This window comes from Algoriphagus namhaensis, assembly GCF_042649705.1.
GTDB lineage: Bacteria > Bacteroidota > Bacteroidia > Cytophagales > Cyclobacteriaceae > Algoriphagus > Algoriphagus namhaensis.
Genome location: NZ_JBHRZS010000003.1, coordinates 76,933 through 98,649, shown reverse-complemented (window position 1 = coordinate 98,649; position 21,717 = coordinate 76,933). Strand labels below are relative to the sequence as shown.

General features: G+C 41.9%; 19 protein-coding genes. 9 read left to right on the top strand and 10 right to left on the bottom strand.

Going from position 1 to position 21,717, the window contains the following annotated elements; all coding sequences use genetic code 11:
- The 4 genes from ACFOSV_RS02055 to accD all read right to left on the bottom strand — a co-directional run bounded on the left by ACFOSV_RS02055 (position 1) and on the right by accD (position 3,820).
- Complete coding sequence (locus ACFOSV_RS02055) at positions 1-228, bottom strand: cytochrome b5 domain-containing protein (protein WP_377902889.1); 228 nt, start codon at positions 226-228, stop codon at positions 1-3.
- The gene (locus ACFOSV_RS02050; protein ID WP_377902887.1) at positions 228-1,379 is read right to left on the bottom strand and encodes a formimidoylglutamase; all 1,152 of its coding nucleotides are present in this window, start codon (positions 1,377-1,379) and stop codon (positions 228-230) included. Before ACFOSV_RS02050 ends, ACFOSV_RS02055 begins: the two co-directional genes overlap by 1 nt.
- Before the next feature lie 168 nt (positions 1,380-1,547).
- On the bottom strand, positions 1,548-2,849 hold the full coding sequence (gene nqrF / locus ACFOSV_RS02045) for an NADH:ubiquinone reductase (Na(+)-transporting) subunit F (protein ID WP_377902885.1): 1,302 nt from the start codon (positions 2,847-2,849) through the stop codon (positions 1,548-1,550).
- Between the two features lie 128 nt (positions 2,850-2,977).
- Positions 2,978-3,820 carry an acetyl-CoA carboxylase, carboxyltransferase subunit beta gene (gene accD / locus ACFOSV_RS02040; RefSeq protein ID WP_377902883.1) on the bottom strand — a complete coding sequence of 281 codons (843 nt, stop codon included), beginning with the start codon at positions 3,818-3,820 and terminating at the stop codon, positions 2,978-2,980.
- A 200-nt stretch (positions 3,821-4,020) separates the two neighbouring features.
- On the opposite strand from accD, the gene ACFOSV_RS02035 reads away from it, so the two are divergent.
- Positions 4,021-5,655, top strand: a complete 1,635-nt coding sequence (locus tag ACFOSV_RS02035) for a carbon starvation CstA family protein (protein WP_377902880.1) — start codon at positions 4,021-4,023, stop codon at positions 5,653-5,655.
- 222 nt (positions 5,656-5,877) lie between these two features.
- On the opposite strand, the gene infB is transcribed toward ACFOSV_RS02035, so the two are convergent.
- The 3 genes from infB to ACFOSV_RS02020 form a co-directional block, all read right to left on the bottom strand.
- Positions 5,878-8,652 (bottom strand): translation initiation factor IF-2, encoded by a 2,775-nt coding sequence (infB, locus tag ACFOSV_RS02030; RefSeq protein ID WP_377902878.1) that lies wholly within the window; start codon positions 8,650-8,652, stop codon positions 5,878-5,880.
- A gap of 61 nt (positions 8,653-8,713) precedes the next feature.
- Complete coding sequence (nusA, locus tag ACFOSV_RS02025) at positions 8,714-9,958, bottom strand: transcription termination factor NusA (protein ID WP_377902876.1); 1,245 nt, start codon at positions 9,956-9,958, stop codon at positions 8,714-8,716.
- Positions 9,959-9,963: 5 nt separating this feature from the next.
- Positions 9,964-10,443 carry a ribosome maturation factor RimP gene (locus ACFOSV_RS02020; RefSeq protein ID WP_377902874.1) on the bottom strand — a complete coding sequence of 160 codons (480 nt, stop codon included), beginning with the start codon at positions 10,441-10,443 and terminating at the stop codon, positions 9,964-9,966.
- A gap of 322 nt (positions 10,444-10,765) precedes the next feature.
- Between ACFOSV_RS02020 and ACFOSV_RS02015 the strand changes: the two genes are divergently transcribed.
- From ACFOSV_RS02015 to rodA, 5 genes are read left to right on the top strand one after another with little or no spacing between them, the layout of a single operon-like run.
- The gene (locus ACFOSV_RS02015) at positions 10,766-11,794 is read left to right on the top strand and encodes a rod shape-determining protein (protein WP_377902872.1); all 1,029 of its coding nucleotides are present in this window, start codon (positions 10,766-10,768) and stop codon (positions 11,792-11,794) included.
- 7 nt (positions 11,795-11,801) lie between these two features.
- Positions 11,802-12,641, top strand: a complete 840-nt coding sequence (gene mreC, locus ACFOSV_RS02010; protein ID WP_377902870.1) for a rod shape-determining protein MreC — start codon at positions 11,802-11,804, stop codon at positions 12,639-12,641.
- The gene (locus tag ACFOSV_RS02005) at positions 12,631-13,152 is read left to right on the top strand and encodes a rod shape-determining protein MreD (protein WP_377902868.1); all 522 of its coding nucleotides are present in this window, start codon (positions 12,631-12,633) and stop codon (positions 13,150-13,152) included. The genes mreC and ACFOSV_RS02005 overlap by 11 nt, the downstream gene beginning before the upstream one ends.
- Positions 13,152-14,954, top strand: coding sequence for a penicillin-binding protein 2 (gene mrdA / locus ACFOSV_RS02000; protein ID WP_377902866.1), 1,803 nt, complete (start codon positions 13,152-13,154; stop codon positions 14,952-14,954). Before ACFOSV_RS02005 ends, mrdA begins: the two co-directional genes overlap by 1 nt.
- Positions 14,954-16,225, top strand: coding sequence for a rod shape-determining protein RodA (gene rodA, locus ACFOSV_RS01995; RefSeq protein ID WP_377902864.1), 1,272 nt, complete (start codon positions 14,954-14,956; stop codon positions 16,223-16,225). The genes mrdA and rodA overlap by 1 nt, the downstream gene beginning before the upstream one ends.
- Here the strand turns inward: rodA and ACFOSV_RS01990 are convergent.
- The 3 genes from ACFOSV_RS01990 to ACFOSV_RS01980 all read right to left on the bottom strand — a co-directional run bounded on the left by ACFOSV_RS01990 (position 16,222) and on the right by ACFOSV_RS01980 (position 18,608).
- Positions 16,222-16,797, bottom strand: coding sequence for an HD domain-containing protein (locus ACFOSV_RS01990; RefSeq protein WP_377902862.1), 576 nt, complete (start codon positions 16,795-16,797; stop codon positions 16,222-16,224). The two genes, rodA and ACFOSV_RS01990, sit on opposite strands and share 4 nt — an antisense overlap.
- 14 nt (positions 16,798-16,811) lie before the next feature.
- Positions 16,812-17,378 (bottom strand): Pycsar system effector family protein, encoded by a 567-nt coding sequence (locus ACFOSV_RS01985; protein ID WP_377902860.1) that lies wholly within the window; start codon positions 17,376-17,378, stop codon positions 16,812-16,814.
- Between the two features lie 135 nt (positions 17,379-17,513).
- Complete coding sequence (locus tag ACFOSV_RS01980) at positions 17,514-18,608, bottom strand: hypothetical protein (protein WP_377902858.1); 1,095 nt, start codon at positions 18,606-18,608, stop codon at positions 17,514-17,516.
- A gap of 32 nt (positions 18,609-18,640) precedes the next feature.
- Here ACFOSV_RS01980 and ACFOSV_RS01975 point away from each other — a divergent pair, with 32 nt between their 5' ends.
- Genes ACFOSV_RS01975 through porZ form a run of 3 tightly spaced genes read left to right on the top strand, consistent with a single transcriptional unit; the run spans position 18,641 to position 21,717 of the window.
- Positions 18,641-18,967: a 2Fe-2S iron-sulfur cluster-binding protein gene (locus ACFOSV_RS01975; RefSeq protein ID WP_377902856.1), complete on the top strand. Its 327-nt coding sequence runs from the start codon at positions 18,641-18,643 to the stop codon at positions 18,965-18,967.
- Position 18,968: 1 nt separating this feature from the next.
- On the top strand, positions 18,969-19,553 hold the full coding sequence (locus tag ACFOSV_RS01970) for a thymidine kinase (protein WP_377902854.1): 585 nt from the start codon (positions 18,969-18,971) through the stop codon (positions 19,551-19,553).
- Positions 19,510-21,717 (top strand): type IX secretion system anionic LPS delivery protein PorZ, encoded by a 2,208-nt coding sequence (porZ, locus tag ACFOSV_RS01965; RefSeq protein ID WP_377902852.1) that lies wholly within the window; start codon positions 19,510-19,512, stop codon positions 21,715-21,717. Before ACFOSV_RS01970 ends, porZ begins: the two co-directional genes overlap by 44 nt.

Below are 21,717 nucleotides of genomic sequence, written 5' to 3'. Positions count from 1 at the left end.
TTACGCCAGTTGCCCTATCGGCACAAATTTTTCAAAAACATTCTCCGTATGGGGTGCATCTTTCAACTCTAGGGTAAGATCTTGACCCGCCCAGTGCTCGTAATGCTTTCCATTTTTCCACAATCTCGATTCCGTGACTTCATAGATTAGGCCTTTATAAGCAACCCATATTTCGGGTCGATCCTGCCCATTTCTCAGCGCAAGCTGTTGTGAAGTGTATTTTCGCATCAAAGCATCTTGATTTGAGCATTGATCCACCGCTCAGGAATTTCTCCTTTTTGTGCGATTTCATAATCTGAGTAGCTGCAAGGAATCGTAGTGAGCCTTCTAAATGGATCTCCTTCCTGATGCGGAATTTCCATCCACCATTTCCCACTTCTTTTACTTTTATAAAAAACAAGCTCGTGAGGCTTACTATCCAAAGAGACGGTGTATTTGATATAATCACTCCCCTTGAAGGAAAGGCTATCTTTTCTTGAGTAAAAACCTTCGATAAAGTACCACACCATCACTGCGATGACTTTGGCGGTTTTATTATGCATATCGTCTTGATAGGGATCATAGCCATAGATCCCGATCGAGGATAATTTTTCATTCGTACCTGCAAACCAACAAATCTGACAAGCCTCCTCGGCCGTGAGTCCAAATGGTTGAGGATCCAAAGCTCCTGGTGCATCTGCAGATTGTATAGAAGCTATGTCAAAACTTAGAAAATCAGCATTTCTTACGATGGGCTCAATATCCTTGAAGCTTTTCCGCAATTCGCCAAGCCGGATATGTTCGAAGTAGAGTTTCTCTAAAACGGTAGTCATTTTGGGGTCTACCAAAAAGCTCTGATAACCTAAATGGGAATAAGAAAATAGAAAATTGGGCTGATGCAAAATGATGTCCTGAATATGACTTTCAGCAGAAGTCCCCTCCTCCTCTAGATCAAACTTGGGGTCCACATTGAGCATAGAAACCAGTTTATTCATATTTTCATAGGAGAGGTATTGCCCCATATCTAGATCATGTGTTCCTCCGATAAAAACAGGCAAAATCTGCTTTTTCATAAGAACTTCACCTACCATCTGAATACTAGCGTAAGTATCCTTCAAAGTTTCTCCAATGACCAAATCACCCAAATCAGCAATCCTGTATGAACCGTATCCTTTTTTAAGATTGTAAAGTTTTTCTCTAATTTCTGTACTTCCCCGCTCGATACTTTCGCCGCCATTTACACCTCGCTTTTCTTTCAGCCCCACGATGGCAATGTGGATTCCCTTCAGATCGGGAAAAGTCTCTCCATAGTAATGAATGGAGTCAAAGAATGAACTTTCAGGATACTTCTTTTGCCAGAGAAATTCTTCGATCGGCTCAAAGAAAGAGTCAATTATCATAGTCTATAGGTATGCTGTAAAAATAAAGAAAATTAGCAGTCATGAAATAAAATTATCCACTAACCTTCGAAGGCTTTTTTAAAAAATTTAAAAAAAGACTGCTAATACAGCTAAAATCAGATTCTTCCAAAAAGAAAAATCTCGCCCTTACCGGGCGAGATTTTTTTGTTATCCTCCGAAATCATCAAATCGGATATTTTCGTCTGGAATGCCCAAATCATCTAGTAGCTTGAGCACTGCAGCATTCATCAATGGAGGTCCGCAGAGGTAATATTCAACCTCATCTGGCTCAGGATGATCTTTCAAATAATTATCATAAAGCACCTGGTGGATAAAACCAACGTACCCATCTGCCTCGTCATCAAGTGACTTTTTGATTTTCCAGTTATCTTCTGGAAGTGGTTCTGAAAGACCGATATAGAATTTGAAATTCGGGAAATCTTTCTCGATGTTTCTGAAGTGAGGAGTATAAAACAACTCTTTCTTTGATCTACCACCGTACCAATAAGATACCTTTCTATCGGTTTTCTCAGTGTGGAATAAATGGAAGATATGAGATCGAAGTGGTGCCATTCCTGCTCCACCACCGATATAAATCATCTCTCTTTGAGTAGGGTTAATGTGGAATTCACCATAAGGTCCAGAAATCGTCACTTTATCCCCTGGCTTACGTCCAAACACGTAAGAAGAACAAACCCCTGGATTTACATCCATCCATCGGTTATTCGCTCTATCCCATGGTGGAGTCGCTATACGAATGGTAAGCATCACAATATTACCTTCAGCTGGGTGATTGGCCATAGAGTATGCTCGGAAGAGTTCCTCATCATTTTTCATTACCAGATCCCACAAGCCAAATTTATCCCAATCGCTTTGATACACATCCGCTGGGTGACCCAATTCAGGATGTGGAGTGATATCTATATCCTTAAAATTAACAACCGTTTCAGGGACGTCAATCTGAATATATCCTCCAGATTCGAAATCAAGTGTTTCTCCCTCAGGAAGCTTTACCTTAAATTCTTTAATGAAAGTAGATACGTTGTAATTCGAGATTACTTCACATTCCCACTTCTTAATTCCGAAGATTTCTTCAGGAATTCTGATTTGCATGTCGTTTTTTACCTTTACTTGGCAAGACAAACGTACATTTCCTTGCTTTTCGGCACGGCTTAGATGTCCTTCTTCCGTTGGTAAAACCTCTCCTCCACCTTCTTCGATGACACACTTACACATGGCACAAGTACCACCACCACCACAGGCAGACGGCAAAAAGATTTTTTGCCCACCTAAAGTGGATAGCAGGTTTGTGCCCGCAGAAGCAATGATAGGGTTTTTAGTATCCCCATTCACAATGATTTTGACATCTCCCGAAGATACGAGCTTGGACTGCGCAAAGAGTAGAATAAACACCAGCAGCAGAATAATCAGCGTAAAGGCAACGATCGATGTGATAATTACAGAACCCATGAACTTTTGATTTCTATGTTTAACTGCCCCAAAATTGGGAACACAAATATATTTATTAATCCTTATTTCCCCCCAAATGGAATCTCATTTTTGAAGGAAAATACGTTACATTTTAAATGGTTAACTGATTAATTATTCAAGAGGTTTAAAAGAGTGGTCAGTCTTGTTTTCAACTGCCTTCTATCGATGATAAAATCAAGAAATCCGTGTTCCAACACAAACTCTGAACTTTGGAAACCTTTTGGAAGATCTTTACCGATAGTCTCGCGAATTACTCTTGGACCCGCAAAACCAATCAATGCTTCCGGTTCTGCGATATTAAAGTCGCCAAGCATAGCGTAAGATGCTGTTACTCCACCGGTAGTCGGGTCAGTCAAAAGTGATATGTAAGGTATAGCCGCCTGATCCAGTTGGGCCAACTTTGCGGAAGTCTTCGCCATCTGCATTAAAGAAAAACCAGCTTCCATCATTCGAGCCCCCCCAGATTTTGAAATCATTAAAAATGGAATCTTATTCTGTAAGGAATGATCAATGGCTCGAGCAATTTTCTCACCTACCACAGATCCCATAGAGCCCCCGATGAAATTAAAATCCATACAGGCAATGACAATATCCAAACCATTCATTTTGCCCACAGCTGTACGCACCGCATCATTCAATGAGGTTTTTTCGATGGTGGCTTTAATTCTTGATGTGTAGGGTTTGGTATCTGAAAAATTCAATGGATCCCCTGAAGTCATTCCTTCATTGAGCTCCTTAAATTTATTGTCATCAAAAAGAATTTGAAAGTATTCTTTAGATCCGATCTTCACATGAAAATCATCATCCGGACATACATAAGAGTTGTTTTTAAGCTCTCGCGTATGGATAATGTTTCCATTTGGAGTCTTGAACCAAAGCCCATCCGGTGCATCTTTTTTATCCGCAGTGGATGTTTTGATTCCTTTATCTGTTCTTTTAAACCAAGCCATAAGTGTATTTTAGGTCGTTCAATTAACCTTAAACGGTCTCAAATTTACTCCTAATATCCGTTAAATAAAATCTCATCATCAAGACATCCTGGTTTTCTTGTTTTGACCGCTTATTGATTTTTTAGCGCGAATAGCTGATTTTTGACTTAATTGTATACTCCGGCGAATAGATTTGGACGTCGACCTAACACTGCCCAATAATGAACCTTCCGCTCCTAATATCACTTTCAGCGATTATCCTTTTCCTAGCTTATCGATTTTATGGCGCTTTTGTGTATAAGAAATTTGGATTGAAGGACAGCGATCTCGCTCCTTCACATACGCATCGTGATGGGGTGGACTACGAACCTAGCAAGCCTATCGTCGTACTGGGCCATCATTTTGCGTCCATAGCAGGTGCAGGTCCTATCGTAGGCCCGATCATTGCCGTAACGTTTGGCTGGATACCCGCGGTGATCTGGATTTTAGTAGGCGGGATTTTTTTTGGCGCTGTACATGACTTGGGAAGTCTGGCCGCATCACTAAAAACAGAAGGGAAGTCTATAGGAGTCATCATCAAAAATCAGATAGGGATGCAGGGTAAACAGCTATTTATCTTGTTCAGCTTCTCCACTCTGATCTTAGTAATTGGTGTATTTTCAGATATTATCGCCAAGACTTTTGTGAGCAATCCCGGAGTTGCTTCGGCTTCTATTTCATTCATAATACTAGCCATTGCTTTTGGCTATACCAGCCGCTTATTGAATAGCAGGAGAAATGCTTTTGTCATTTTAACGATCATCGGCGTAGGCTTGATGTATCTTTTTGTTTACTTGGGCACCTTATTCCCTTTTGTTTTGGACTATAAAGTATGGATTGGATTGCTCCTGCTCTATGCATTTATCGCCTCTGTCACACCAGTCACACTACTCCTTCAACCAAGAGACTATCTGAATAGCTATCTATTGTATGGCTTGATCATTTTTGCTGTTTTAGGTATTTTCATTGCGAATCCAGATATCAAAATGACCAATGAAATCCGTGTTCATAGCGATACCCTTGGCTTTATATTTCCAGTTCTTTTCGTCACCATTGCTTGTGGAGCGATCAGTGGCTTCCACTCCTTAGTTGCTTCAGGAACGACATCAAAGCAACTCGACAAAGTGAGCGATGCAAAGGTAGTTGGCTTCGGAGGAATGCTAATTGAATCATTTTTGGCAATAATCGCGGTGGGGGCTGTTGCCATTTTGAGTCAAGGCGAATATTTAGACCGATTCAGCACGGATGGCCCCGTGGCTCTATTTTCCACTGGTCTTGGTAGCATGATCGCGGCTTTAGGCGTGCCCGAAGATTTTGCCGTGGTATTTGTCGCCCTTACGGTTTCAGCTTTTGCACTCACCACCCTTGACACCTGTACTCGCTTGGCCAGATTTACTCTTCAGGAATATTTTGAAGATTTACCTCAGGCTGGTGCCAAAAAAATTGCCACGAATCGCTTCATCTCCACAGGTATTGTAGTAATTCTTTCTGTACTCTTACTCGCTTCTGGGGAATTCACCACACTTTGGCCCATCTTCGGATCTGCCAACCAACTTCTTGCAGCGCTAGCATTACTTACGGTTTCTGTATGGTTGATCAAGAAGAAGGTAAATGCTCTTTTTGTGACGCTCCCTATGTTTTTTATGTTCACCGTCACTTTAGCATCCCTTGGACTCTTTGCTTGGAAAAATTTTCAAGATGAAGTTTACGTGCTATCAGTGATTGCTGCCCTACTTTTTGTACTGGCAATTTCTCTGATGGGCTTGGCCTATAAAAGTTTAAAAAAGGAAGTCAATGCTACCTCAGCGATTAACTAGTTCAACCAAAAAAGAGTAGTATAATCCCCAAAACTAAGGTTGGGATTCCATAGATCTTCAGGACCTTTAAACGATTCATCCGATCAAGAAACCAAAGCGAGTACACTGGACGAATCAAGCCTAGAATCAGGCCAGTACATCCAATCAAAAACGCTATCCACAAAAGTCCTTTTAAAATGGGCACATACAAAAAAAGGAGCTTTTCAGCTCCTTTTCTAGTTTTTACTTCTTTCTTTTTATTTCCTTCATCTCGTAGCCTTCGATGGTATCATCAATCTTGATATCATTGTAGCCTTTTATAGAAATCCCACATTCGTACCCTGCCTTCACTTCTGCAACATCATCCTTGAATCGCTTCAATTGATCGATTTCGCCTTCATGAATCACAATTCCATCACGGATTACTCTGATCTTATTCTTACGTGTGACAAACCCATCAGTCACATATGATCCTGCTACGGTTCCTACTTTGGTGATTTTAAAGACTTCTCTCACTTGGATATTTCCAGTGATGACTTCTTCAAATTCTGGCTCAAGCATTCCCTCGATTGCATCTTTAATCTGATTAATCGCATCATAAATGATGGAGTAATGTCTGATCTCAATTTCTTCCTGTTCAGCCAATCGCTTCGCATTTACCGAAGGTCTTACCTGGAATCCGATAATAATCGCATCAGATGCAGAGGCAAGCAACACGTCTGATTCAGAAATTTGACCTACACCTTTATGGATAATCGAAACGCTCACTTCATCTTTGGATAACTTCAGTAAGGAATCGGAAAGTGCTTCTACAGATCCATCCACATCACCTTTGATGATGATGTTAAGCTCCTTAAAGCTTCCAATGGCAAGTCTTCTACCAATTTCATCCAGCGTAATGTGCTTCTTGGTTCGAAGGGTCTGCTCTCTTTGGATTTGCTCTCTTGAGTTTGCAATTTCACGCGCTTCACGCTCCGTATCATAGATTTTAACGATATCGCCGGCTTGAGGCGCTCCGCTTAGACCTAGTACCTGTACAGGAGTAGAAGGGCCTGCTTCTTTAAGTTTCTTTCCCTTGTGATCAAACATGGCCTTGACACGACCATAGTGCTGACCTGCAAGCATCACGTCTCCCACTTTAAGAGTTCCGGCTTGGATCATCATCGTAGCTACATATCCACGACCTTTGTCCAGGGAAGCCTCAATGACTGTTCCTTGTGCGTTTTTATTCGGGTTGGCCTTTAGCTCAAGGATTTCTGATTCAAGAAGAACCTTTTCCAAAAGCTCATCTACGCCTTGACCTGTTTTGGCTGATATGTCTTGGGACTGGTACTTTCCACCCCACTCTTCCACCAGAAGATTCATATTGGCAAGTGCCTCTTTAATTTTTTCTGGATTGGCATTAGGTCTATCAATCTTATTGATCGCAAAGATCATTGGCACACCCGCTACTTGAGCGTGATTGATGGCTTCTTTGGTCTGTGGCATGATATTATCATCCGCAGCGATCACAATAATCGCCACATCCGTAATTTTCGCACCACGTGCTCGCATTGCGGTAAAAGCTTCGTGACCCGGTGTATCCAAGAAGGCAATTTTATGCCCAGTTTTGGTCATTACATCGTAAGCACCGATGTGCTGAGTAATTCCACCAGCTTCATCTGCAGTTACTTTTGACATTCGGATGTAATCCAAAAGTGATGTTTTACCATGATCTACGTGACCCATAATCGTCACGATAGGAGCTCTCTCTTCAAGATCTTCTTCACTATCCACCACATCTTCTTCAATCTCTTCCTCTGCGGATTTGGTAAATTCTACCTCGTAGCCAAACTCATCTGCAATGATTGTAATAGCTTCCGCATCGAGTCTCTGATTGATTGAAACAAACATCCCCAAGGACATGCATGTAGATATGATTTCATTGACACTGATGTCGAGTAAAGAAGCTAAATCATTCGCTGAAATAAATTCAGTCACTTTCAAGAGCTTAGTCTCATCTGCTCCTTGGATTTCAGATTCCCGCTCTCGCTCGGCTTTCTTATCCTTTCTACTTTTCGACTTACCCCCAGGCTTATTACCTTGAAGTCGGGCTAAAGTCTGCTTGATCTGATCCTGAATTTCCTTTTGGGTAGGTTCAGCCTTTTGCACTCTTGCTTGGCCTTTCTGCCCTCCTCGATTTGGCTGATTACGGTTGCCTTGATTTCGATTTCCAGCTGGTCCGCCTTTGTCGATTCTTTTTCTAGGTCTTTTCTTATCTCTGTTGCGCTCATCAGATGAAGCCACAGGTCCACCTTTCTTTTTGGATTTTTCTGCAGGGAGTTCAATTTTACCCAATACAGTCAATCCTTTTAGAGAATCTGCCTTTGCCGAAATCACCTCTCGTGGCGCATTCTCCTCTGGGGCAGGCTTTGACTCAGGAGCCTTTGGTGCTGGAGCTTTTTCCACATTCTCCTGCTTAGGCTCTGGCTTTTTCGGCTCTTGTGATTTTTTCTCAGCTATTTCCTTCTTCGGCTGTGAGCCTGGCTTATCTCCTTTTCCTTTCCCAGGTCTTTGTCCTGGTCTGGTAGAGGTGTTTTTGCTTAGGTCTATTTTTCCAAGGACCTTAATGCCTTCGAGCTTTGGTGCTTCAGCGGAAATGGATTCTTCAGGTTTTTTTGGAGCTTTTTCTGGCTCTGGAGCTGGCTTCTCCTCCGCGATCGGCGTCGGCGCTGGAGTAGGTTCTACTGGTTTCGGTGGAGCTGGGGTAGGAGCTGGCGCTTCCACTTTTTTCTCCTCAGTCTCAAGGGAAATAGGCTCATGACGCTTCCCTATCGAGAGGTGAGATGCCTCTTCCTTTTCTAGGGCAGAAGATCTAAACTCCTTATTCAGCATTTCTACTTGCTGCATATTTATCTTGGAGTTGGGATTATTTTCTACCTCAAAGCCATTTTTAGCAAGAGTCTCCACGATGGTCGCCGTACCAACGTTGAGCTTTCGAGCTACCTGGGCTAATCGCAACATTTTTTCTTCTGACATAAGCTACAAACTCTTTCGAAATACTTCTTTATTCTATTTGGTCGCTGGGAAATCCCAAGACCTATTGTTCAAATTCTTGTTTCAAAATCCTGAAGATCTCCAAAATGGTTTCTTCTTCAAGTTCTGTTCTACGGGTAAGATCTTCTGCAGAAAGACTCAATACACTCTTTGCAGTATCAAGACCTGTCTTTTTCAGTTCATCCAAAATCCAAGCATCGATTTCATCTGAAAATTCTGAAAGCAATACATCTTCCTCCTCATGCTCATTGAGCTCTCGGAACACGTCGATTTCAAAACCAACCAATCTCGATGCCAATTTGATGTTATATCCACCTTTACCAATGGCAAGTGAAACTTGATCTGGCTTTAAGAAAACTGAAATACGCTTGGTATCATGATCAATGGTCAAGGAAGAAACTTTCGCAGGGCTCAATGCACGACTTACGTATAGATCAAGATTTTCAGTGTAGTTGATCACGTCAATGTTTTCATTTTGAAGCTCTCTCACCACAGCATGGATTCTAGATCCTTTCATTCCCACGCAAGCCCCTACTGGATCAATCCGATCATCATATGATTCCACTGCCACTTTAGCTCGCTCTCCTGGCTCACGCACGATCTTAACAATCGTGATCAAACCATCATATACCTCAGGAACCTCGTTTTCAAATAATCGCTCGAGGAAAACTGGTGAAGTTCTTGATAAAATGATCTTTGGAGTACCGTTGGACATATCCACTCTGTGGACGATTGCCTTAACAGAATCTCCTTTTCTAAATCTATCCTTAGGAATCTGCTCTCCTTTAGGGAGAATCAATTCATTTCCTTCTTGGTCGATCAGCAATACCTCTCTGCTCAAGATTTGGTAAACCTCCGCACTGACAATCTCGCCAACTTGCTCCTCGTACTTATTGTACAAAATATCTTTCTCAAGGTCTTTGATCCGCTGGATCAAGGTCTGCCGTGCCATTTGCACAGCACGTCTTCCGAAATCTTCTAATTCGATTTTCTCATAAACCTCTTCTCCGATTTCAAAATCAGGCTCGATTTTTTGCGCTTCGCTCAAACTGATTTTGTCGAAATCCCAGATATCCTCTGAATTGTCATCCACGATCTCACGATAACGGAAAATTTCAAGGTCACCTTGATCCGCATTTATCGTTACATCAAAATTCTCGTCCGACTCAAACTTCTTTCGAATCATAGCTCTGAAAACATCTTCCAGAATACGAATCATTGTAGGTCTATCTACATTTTTTGATCTCGCAAACTCTGCGAAAGATTCAATTAAGACTTTGGCATCCATGTGATTTATTTAAAAGAAACTTGAACTACTGATTTTATTATTTCTGTAAAAGGAATACTCATTTCCTTCACATTCATTTTTTTCGATTTCCCTTTTGCCTTTTCCTTGGCATTTAGCTTTAATCCTTCCTCATTCACTTCTAGCAATGTCCCCAAAACCTCAGTTCCATTAGTCAAATAAACAAGCAAGTCCCTGCCTAGATTCTTTAGATATTGTCTTGCCTCCTGTATGGGATAATCCACCCCTGGAGAAGACACCTCCAAAACATAAGCGTCTTCGATCATTTCTTGGGCCTCCACTTCTCCTGAGATGCCTCGACTAATCTTGGCACAGGTCTGAATGGTGACTCCTTGATCGCCATCTATATATACATTGATGAGCTTTTTCCCGGATTTTTCGCCCACAACCACATCTACCACATAGTGGCTTTCGTCAGGCAAAAGTGCCGTTGCAAGTTCTGTAATCTGTTCTTTTAAAGCTTTCACAACCTATACAATGAAAGAGGGGACGTGGTGTCCCCTCAAGAAACTATCAAATACGCCACAAATGTAAAATATTTTTGATGTAAAAACAATTTCTTTTTTAAATCACAAAATTAGCCTCTGACCTCTTTAGGCATAGTTTTTATAGTAAATTGCCTGCCTGTACTATTTGCATTTCAGAGAACTCAAAATTTAAGTTTATAAAAAGATTCCAATTCGTTCAGAATTGTCCTTTTAACATAATAATTTTGCTGCACTCGAGGTACTAACCTGACACAGGCTTCGTATTTTCAATATCCTTTACAGTAAAGCCAATCAACCAAAAATGGGATTATTTGACTTTTTTTCAAGTGACATCGCGATTGATTTGGGTACCGCAAATACCCTGATCATTCACAAAGACAAAATTGTAGTAGACGAGCCTTCAATCATTGCCATAGACAAAACCAATAATCGTGTTTTGGCTGTGGGTCGTGAAGCGATGAATATGCATGAAAAGACGCATGAGAATATCAAAACAATCAGACCCCTTAAAGATGGAGTGATTGCGGATTTCTATGCGGCGGAGCAAATGATCAGAGGGTTGATTAAAATGATCCCTGGTCAGAAAAAGGGGCTTTTCCCGCAATCTCACCGAATGGTGATTTGCATTCCTTCAGGAATCACCGAAGTGGAAAAACGAGCAGTTCGAGATTCAGCAGAACATGCTGGTGCAAAAGAAGTGTACATGATTTTCGAGCCAATTGCAGCGGCAATTGGTATAGGAATAGACATAGAAAAACCAATGGGATCCATGATCGTGGATATCGGAGGTGGCACGACAGAAATTGCGTTGATCGCACTTTCTGGCATCGTTGCAGACCAATCCATACGTGTCGCTGGTGATACATTCACTAAGGATATCTTGGATTACATGAGAAGGCAGCATAACCTTTTGATAGGCGAGCGATCTGCAGAAAAAGTAAAAATCGCAATTGGTTCTGCTTTGACGGAACTAGAGGAGCCGCCTGAGGATTATGAAATCCGTGGAAGAGACTTGATGACAGGTATACCAAAAGTGATTAAGGTTTCTTATTCCGAGATTGCATTTGCGCTAGACAAGTCCGTATCGAAGATAGAAGAAGCTGTGCTCAAAGCATTGGAAATCGCTCCGCCAGAATTGTCAGCAGATATCTATGACAATGGAATTCACTTGACAGGAGGTGGCGCATTACTTAAAGGCTTGGACAAACGTCTCCATCAAAAAACCAAATTGCCAATCCATATTGCTGAAGACCCACTTCGAGCCGTGGTGAGAGGTACTGGTACCGCACTAAAAAATATTCATAGTTTCAGAACCGTATTGATGAGCTAAACCCTTAATGCTACGAATTTTTCAATTCCTTTATAATCTTAGAGCGTTTATACTATTTATAATTCTCGAAGTCGTAGCAGTTTGGTTGATTGTTTCCAATAATTCTCCCCAAGGGGCTGCTTTTTTTAATAGCTCTTCAAGATTGATTGGATCGGTACTTGAAACTCAATCCGATGTCTCAGATTTTCTCTCCCTAGCTGAGGCGAATGAGATTTTGGTGAATGAAAATGCTCAGCTGCTTGAGGAGCTGGACTTGGCATATAATCAAGCAGACTCCATGTATATCCCAATGGATTCTACTTTTGAGGCCACTTTTGCAGTAAAAGGTGCACGAGTGATCAGTAATTCCTTACGTTTTTCCCAAAATCACCTTACCCTGAACAAAGGTAAAAAGCATGGTCTGAAACCTGGAATGGGAATTTTCAATCAGCAAGGAGTGGTGGGAAGAGTAAAATCTGTCTCAGAAAATTACGCAGTGGGGATTTCATTGCTCAATACAGATCTCTTGCTTTCAGCAAAAATCCTATCCTCAGACGTTTTTGGCTCCGTTCAATGGGGAGGTGGTGATTCCAAAAAAGCACGACTTCTATACGTTCCTAGACATGTGCAGGCCTCTGCAGGCGACTCTGTGGTCACCTCAGGCTTTAATGCTATTTTCCCTCAAGGAATTCCAGTTGGGATCATTTCATCCGTGACCCCTTCTACAGACAATCCAAATTATCTGGATATTGAATTGGATTTACTCACTGATTTCAGCAAGGTGAGCTACGTGTATCTAATCGAAAATACCCAATTGCCAGAACTAGACTCTTTATACAATCAAGCCGAAATACCGAATGAATTTTAAGAGCATACTTTCGGTTACAGGTCAATTTTTGTTATTGGTGACTATTCAGATTTTGTTTCTGAAAAACCTCGCCCTTTTTGGTGTGGCCTATTGTTTTATCTATGTATTGGGCATTTTGCTTCTACCTATTTCAATTCGCCCTATCCCACTTTTAATCATTAGTTTTTTGGTTGGATTGACAGTCGATGTGTTTTACGATACACTCGGCATGCATGCTTCCGCCGTGACTTTTTTGGCGTTCATTCGGAGCTTTTGGCTGAAAGCTGTAAGCCCTTCCGGAGGCTACGATGACAATGATAGGCCGGACTTAAAATCACAAAGCTTTGGGTGGTTTTTGAGCTATGCCTTTCCTCTGATTTTTTTATTCTCCCTAGTTTTCTTCACTATTGATTTTTGGGGTAGTGGTAATTGGTTAAATGTCCTAAACAAAAGCTTCTTCTCCTCGATTTTCACTCTAGTTTTGGCTATTATTGTACAACTCCTATTCTTCAAGCGCAGAAGAGTAATCTAATGAATGATCAACGGCCTCAAATAATTATCATCACCATTTTCTTGGTTGGTATTGTGCTGCTTATCAAGTTGTTTTCTATCCAGGTTTTGGATGATAGCTTCTTGAAAAAAGCGGAGCGTAATGCTATTCAGCGCGTAGTGGATCACCCCTATCGCGGCTTAATTTATGATCGCAATGGGAAGTTATTAGTTTACAACAATCCGATTTTTGACCTGATGCTCGTCCCTAAGGAATTTGAGCTACAGGACACTACTAAATTTTGTGAACTATTTGGGATTGAAAAGGAAGCCCTGATCGAAGGATATAATGCGGCAAAAAAATACTCTTGGGTCAAGCCATCTCCCCTGATCAAGCAAATCTCTACTACAGATTTTGCCAAGATTCAAGACTTCCTGATCGACTATCCTGGCCTATTTATCACTACTCGTTCCGTCCGCTCTTATCCTGAGCCCATAGGTTCGCACGCCTTGGGATATATCGGTGAGATTAGTGGGCCTAGACTAGAAAAAGATACTACAGGGTACTATGTCCAAGGCGACTATGTCGGTCTCAGTGGCATGGAGCGATTTTATGAAAATGAACTTCGCGGGGTAAAGGGAGTAAAATATAAAATGGTCAATGTCAGGGGAATTGACAAAGGCTCTTTCAAAGATGGGGAATACGATACTGCATCTCATGAAGGAAGCAATATCACTTCAACCATCGACCTGGAACTCCAGAAATACGGCGAATATCTCATGCAAGGTAAGACGGGATCTGTCGTTGCCATTGAGCCTAAGACTGGTGAAATCCTTGCCATGATCTCCGCTCCATTTTATGACCCAAATGAACTTACGGGAGCGGATTTTGGAAAAAACTATCAAAAGCTCAATGCTAATACCACCAAGCCCCTTTTCAATCGTCCAGTAATGGCGATGTACCCTCCAGGCTCGATATTCAAAATTGTCCAAAGTCTCATAGGCCTTCAGGAAGGAATTCTTACTCCAGAAACTACATATGCTTGCAACCGATCACTTGTAGCCTGTCATAATCACCCCTCTCCAGTAGATTTGTTTGGGGCGATTCGTAACTCATGCAATCCTTATTATCATCAAGCTTTCCGGAAAATCATCAATCGAGAAGTCTCAAGTAATACATTTACAGACACACAAATAGGCCTAGATCAATGGAGGGATAAGGTGGCGAAATTTGGACTTGGTTCCACCTTAGGAATAGACATGGGTGGTGAGCGCGGCGGCGATATACCCTCTAGCCAATACTACGATAGAATTTACGGCGAAGGCAGATGGAAGTACTCTACCATTTACTCGCTTTCCATAGGACAAGGAGAGCTTCAGGTTACCCCATTACAAATGGCTAATCTTGCCGCTATCTTTGCCAATAAGGGATACTACTATACTCCTCACTTGATCAAAGCGATGGACGGTGATGCGACTAAAATTCCTACCGAGTTTCAGCAGAGGCACGATGTTGGCGTAGATGCAAAGCATTTTGACTTGATCCAAGACGCGATGGCTGCGGCTATTTATGGCACTGCTGCTAGGGCAGTTATTTCAGATATCGAGCTGGCAGGTAAGACAGGAACTGCTCAAAATCCACATGGCGAGGATCACTCCGTATTTATTGCATTTGCCCCAAAAAATGACCCAAAAATCGCGATCGCAGTATATGTAGAAAACGCAGGCTGGGGAGGAAGAGCAGCAGCTAGCACGGCCTCTCTCATGATAGAGAAATACATCCGTGGTGATGTACAGCGCACAGCACTACAAGATTATGTACTTGCAGGAAATTTCATTTACTAATGAGGCAAGAAGTACAAATCAATCGGGTAGACTGGGTCACCATTCTGATCTATTTTTTACTAGTCATCATAGGCTGGTTTAATATCTACGCTGCGGTTTATGACGGGCAGAATGCAAAGAGTATTTTTGATATATCCATCAACTCGGGGATTCAACTAGTTTGGATAGGTACCGCTGTCGTGATTATAACATTGATCATGGTGGCAGATCACAGACTTTTCGAAAACCTAGCCATTCCGATCTATCTGGTATTTATCGTCCTTCTGATCCTCACCCCATTTTTCGGTAAAGAGGTAAATGGTCAGGTACTCTCTATTGGTGTTGGTTCATTTCGGATTCAAGCCGGAGAATTTGCAAAATTTGCCACCGCTCTAGCCCTTGCCAAGTTTATGGAAAGGCCGACTTTTGACTTGACGAAGCTTAATTACCAACTGCAAGCCTTCGGGGTGCTTTTATTACCGGTGATTCTTATTCTTTTGCAGCCAGATACGGGTACAGCGATGGTATATTTTTCCATGCTGATCATGTTTTATAGAGAAGGCTTCCCTGCAAAGTATTATGTACTTGGGCTGGGTATGATTGCAGTGGTACTGCTTTCCTTAGGAATTGAAAATAACCTATACCTCGCAGGTGGCATAAGTCTAGTTTGCCTTTTTTTAATACTTCTGGGTAAAAGAACCTGGAAAAAAACCATTGTCTTTTCCATAATTGGTCTTGCCTTAATCGCCTTTACATACAGCATTGATTTTGTCGTGGGTAAATTGCCCCCTCACCAGCAAAATAGGATCATGGTACTTTTCAATCCCAACTTAGACCCTCTTGGGGTGGGATGGAATGTCACCCAGTCAAAAATTGCGATTGGTTCTGGTGGCTTGTTAGGAAAGGGATACTTACAAGGAACCCAGACCAAGTTTGATTTTGTACCAGAGCAACATACCGATTTTATCTTTTGTACACTTGGAGAAGAGTTTGGCTGGGTTGGCAGCTTTGTGGTGATTGTACTTTTTATGGCTCTTTTGATCCGAATAGTGATGATGGCTGAGCGACAAAAAAATAGATTTTCCAGAATTTACGGGTACTGCGTGCTTTCTATATTGATGTTTCACTTTATGATCAATATAGCCATGACGATTGGGCTATTCCCTGTGGTGGGTATCCCACTACCATTTTTTAGCTACGGAGGTTCCTCGCTCTGGTCCTTCACCACCTTGCTTTTTATCTTTATCAAGATGGATGCGTCGAGAGCATCCCAATTGGGAAGAATGAATTAAGAATTCAAAAGCTTGTTGAGCCAATATTGCTTCTTTGGCTCTCTGTTCTTTTTGGCAAAAGGCGTATGGAAAGAGTGCGATTTCAAAAAATTAATCTGCAAGTTTTTCCAATCCTCAGGAGTCTTTAAAATTCCCATAAATTTGAGCTCATCAAAGAGTCTTTGACTGATCTCCGGATAGTCATCTCTTCCCAAATAGTCAAGATCTGCATCGCAAATGATTTCCTCAAGTTGCGTTTTTGGACTTTGCGGAATTTTGGTAGACATCACAAGCCCGCGCATTATATCTACTTGCTTTTGAGACATCCCCATCTCTTTCATCATTTGCTCAGCCATATTAGCTCCAGTTTCTTCATGATTGACAGGACTCTTCAAAAAGCCCATATCATGAACTGTAGCCCCTATTTTGAGCATCATTCGATCTTCTTGGCTAAGATTATATCTTCTGATATATTGATTGCAAACATGGAGCACATCAGAAGTATGTGCTATGCCATGATACGTAAGATGGCTGGGAAGTTCCTCCCGCAATCGCTTCAGTACTCTACGCCTCAGTGAAAGATATTGGTTCATTTGGTCATTTCGGGTTAGCTCTGAATGAAAGCTTTAATCGCATAATACAAAATAAAAATAAACAATAGGCCAATGTTGAAAGAAAGATACTTAATAGATAAGTTAACATTGCGGAATTTCGCAGCCGTTATTTTGGCGTTGACAAAAACCTGCTCCCCTAACTGATCCCATAATAGCCCACTCTTGGTGCTCACGCGCTCAAGCTCTTTGACGTACTCTTTGATGCCTCCATATCCTGAAAGGATATCTCCAAAAAAGAATACCGTCTTATCAAATTTGTCTTCAATTTGAGGCATGAAACAACGAAAACTGAAGTATATGGAGATAATGCTAAATACGAACCAGAAAATCATGAAAATGTAGACTAACCAGTCCTCTCCCGCACTTTCAAAAAGCGCCTCTGAAAATTGGAAGAAAAAATTAAATAAAAGACCATAAAAAGAAAGGACCAAGCCTGCCTTGATCTCAGATGCTTTTATTAGATCTCTCAAATAGTTAATCAAATACCAATAATTGTCCACTGGGTTGAGCCCAGCATCAAACCTCGGTTCTTTTTCAAATTCTTCCTCTGGATCAGCCATTCAGTCCTATCAAGACGCTTTAGTTACGGGTTAAATTCAAAAGAATCTTTGACTAAAACAAATTCGGCTAAGCCTACAACGCCAAAAATCTGATTCAATTCGTCATTCCTTAACAGATATCCTTCAATTAATCGGTCAATCGTCAAATCTTCTGTAGACAAGTTGAAGAAATTCTTTAACCACATCGGACTCTGCATCCCAATTTAACTCGGAAACAAAGCGCAGATTGATTAGATCTATGGCGGACAAGAAATTACCACTTTCATCAATTTGCTTCAAGGCATGCATGAGTAGATCTGAATTGCCGTCAAAAAGTTCTCGCGTAAACATAAATCGCTGATTGATAGCCAATCCCTCTGAAAGTGTGGCTACGGCAGCTTTCATCCCCACATAGGATTCCGTCTCAAATTGTCTCCGTAGCAGTTCTGCATCTAGAATTTTCGTGGCTTTGGTTGAAGAAGGTGGTGTCATCACTTCTTTTTGAGGCGCTTCAACCTCGGGCTTTGGCTCTGCCTCTTTTTTCACTTCTTCTTCTTGCCCCTCGATTTGATCAAAAAAGGAAGATTCCTGGGTGTCATTCTCTTCAGCCACTTCCGCGGTTTCCGCAGCCTTCGGCAAATAGGTATCCAAGTCAAATGGAGCTACATCTCCAAGGGTAGCGAGCAATAGATTAACCGACTCCAAATCATCCTGAATCGCTTGATAATTGGCCGCAATCGCTTTGATGTAGGGTTCTTTGTTCAATCCAAAGCCTGTCTTATCTATTAAAAATGCGATCACGGGGGCATGCCACTTGTAGTATTTTTTGTTCTCTTTCAGATAATCGTTTACATGATCATCCTGAGCTTGCTTAATCTCATTTTGGTAAAAAGTCACGGGGTCAGTAGCCACTTTCACTGCATCTTGCACGGCTTGTTTTAGTAAAGGCTCAAAATGTGATCGTTCCACCTTAATCCTTTTGGACAAGACATTCATAAACTGGGTTAAGGCCTCATGGACAGTGATATCTCGGTAATCGAAGAAAGGATTGCTCTTTAGTTTCTCCAATTCTTCTTGCCAAAGGCCAAAAAGCCTTTTAAGAATAAAAAAATTCACCTGAGTGCTATTGGTCAACTCAATGATCTCTTGTCCTCCTATGAATTTTCTCCCTTGAAAAAACTTGTTACAAACCTCAGAAGCGTACTTCGAGGCATATGTTTCTAAATAATTGCTGTTAATTTGGTCTGTCATTGATCAGGAGTAATTTTTGAATTAACGTACAGATGCCCGAAATCGTCATTGAAAACCTATTTGGTTACAAAATTTCTTCGACCACCAGCCATCGTAAAGTTATTGATTTAATTCACGAAAATGGAATAGATTGGATGCATGCCTGCGGCAAAAAAGGTCGATGTACTACATGCAAAATGATTTTAGTCGGTGGAGAGGAAAATCTTTCCCCGATTAATGACCGCGAGGAATTATTTTTGACCCAAGGAAGGTTGAAATCAGGGGAGCGTCTCTCCTGCCAGTCTACTCTTTTGAGTGGGAAAATAATCATCCGAGTGGCAGATCGGAACAAGTTTCCACATTTGGAATACAGCGAGTAATATGTTTATAGAACCAAGTCTAGGCCGAAAAAAGCATCCGGAGAGAAAAGGACAAATTGAAATGATCTGTGGGTCGATGTTTTCTGGAAAAACAGAAGAACTGATCCGTAGGCTCAACCGTGCCAAAATCGCTAGACTAAAAGTGGAAATTTTCAAACCCTCCATTGACAAGCGCTATGCAGATGATCAGGTAGTCTCGCATAATGATGCCCGAATTCGGTCCACTCCGGTAAACTTTGCCGAGGACATTCTCTTACTCAGTGGTGACTCTGATGTGATCGGAATCGACGAGGTACAGTTTTTTGACTCCCAAATCATCTCAGTGGTGCAAAAATTAGCTGCTCAGGGAAAAAGGGTCATCATGGCAGGATTGGATATGGACTTTCGAGGGAAGCCTTTCGAGCCAGTTCCACAGCTGATGGCGATTTCAGAATATGTCTCAAAGGTTCATGCCATCTGTATGAAATGTGGAGATCTTGCGTCTTTTTCTTTTCGCCTTTCCAATGAAGAAGACAAAGTACTTCTGGGTGAAAAAGAAAGCTATGAAGCTCGATGCAGAAAATGCTTTTATGAAGACCTCAGCTAAAATTTGCTCATTATTCATCGCGCTCGCGCTCCTCTGTCCATCGTTTACATCTTTTGGCCAAGAGGCCGTTGGTGAATGGAGATTTCACTTATCCTATTCACAAAGCAACAAACTAGTCGGTAGTGAGCGGGGAAGCCTTTTTGCATTGGGAAAAAACGGATTATTCTACTACTCTGGTCCCAATGCCGAACTTGATGAACTCACCCGACTCGATGGGATCTCCACCCAAAACTTCCAGTCTTTTGCCTTTGACGATGATTCTAATCAACTCTTGGTCGCCCATCAAAACGGGGTGATCGATTTCGTGTCTGAGCGAAGCGTAATTCCATTCTTTGGTTTGAGTGAAAATGAATTTATCCCAAATAAAAACATCAATGCCTTTTCAAAGCAAGGTGAGCAGATCTGGATTGCTGGAGACTTTGGCTTTGCTGAAATCGATCCACAAAATCGAATTTTCAAAGACAGCTACTTGAACTTGGGTCCAAGCGGATCGGCTCTACCGATTTTTGGCGTAGCCAAAAATGAATCCAACACCTACCTAGCAAGTGATGCAGGGATTCGTTTTGCGAGCAATTCAAGCAATTTGAAGGATTTCCGATCCTGGCAAACCATCCCAAATACAGGAGAAACGGCCTGGGAACAAATACTAATCGAGTCGGAGGCTCAATTTGCACTAAGCAAAAGCGGAGAGCTCTTTGAATTTAACCAAGAAGGAATTCAACAAATCTTTGGCCTCACGGAAGTTTCAAATCTTAAAAGTCAACAGTCACAAATTTATTTTCAGCAGGGTAATGCCGTTTTCTCACTTGGTGAGGGCGGAGATTTCAGAGAAATTTTCAATTCGCAAGAATCTTTTGTTGATTTTTGGGTAGATGAAAGTGACGTCACGATTCTGCTTCCAAGTAAAGGAATACTTCTTCCTGGCTCCAACGTACCGTTGGTTTTTCCTGGTCCTACCAGTCCAAGTTTCGGTGTAGGGCTTCTTCAGAATCAAATCATCTCGCTTCCCGCAAGCTATGATTCGGATCGAACGATAAATAGCTCATCCACTGCCAAAGCCAGTTTCTTGTCTGAAAGGATTTGGCAGGAAATCACCAGTCCTGATTCCATTACCACTGCGATCACTTGGCAAAATGAGGCCTATTTTGGCACCACTAGTGGGCTTTGGGTGCTGCGGGCAAATGGGGATCTGGAGCAAATTGCCCTTCCCGGAGGACCAGATAATCTCCCCATTAGCGCTTTGGCAACCGATGCTCGAGGGAGTTTGTGGATTGGGATTTTTGACCAAGTGAGTAGAGTCTTTGAGCTTTCTTCGGATGGAATTCGATCCGTTGATGTGCCTGGACTTTTACTTCCGAAATCCATTATCACAGATCTCCAATCCCGACTTTGGATTGTTCAGGGAAATCGATTCGGAAGGACGTTGCGATTATTTTTCCCGGAAACAGGCCAAAGCAGAAGTTTTGGGCAGAGCAATTCACTGGGTGGCCTTCCAGATGATCAGGTTTTCGATGCGTATTTGGATCAGCGAGACCGGCTTTGGTTAGCCACAGCCAGAGGTATTGCCTTTTTGCCCTCGGCATCTTTAATAGAATCCAATACAAATCTGGAGGCCGTTCGGCCCTTAGTTGATGGAGCTCCGGTTTTTTCCGGACAGGAGGTATTATCCCTAGCACAAAGTCCTGATCAGACCTTTTTTGTAGGAACTCGCCAGTCAGGACTTTGGCACTTTAGTGAAGATTTTGATCAAGTTTTGCAAACCTACACCCCAAGCAATAGTCCCCTACCCGATCGGCAAATCGTGGACCTTCAGGTAGATGGTGCTAATGGCCAACTCTTTGTGCTTTGTCCTCAAGGACTTATTTCATTACGAACGGGTATAAAGGACGTTTTTCAAAATTTAGAGGCTCTAAAAATATTCCCTAATCCCGTACAACCTGATTTTAGCGGGCTATTGACCATCGAGGGATTGGTGGAGGATTCAGACCTACTAATTACGGATACTTCGGGCAAGCCGGTTTATCGGACCTTAGCTAAAGGCGGATCAATCACTTGGAACCTCCAAGATGGATCTGGCAGAAGATTGACTACCGGAGTATATTTAATATATGTTTTTGACCCCACAGGAAGACAGCGGGCTGCAGGAAAATTTTTAGTCATTTGA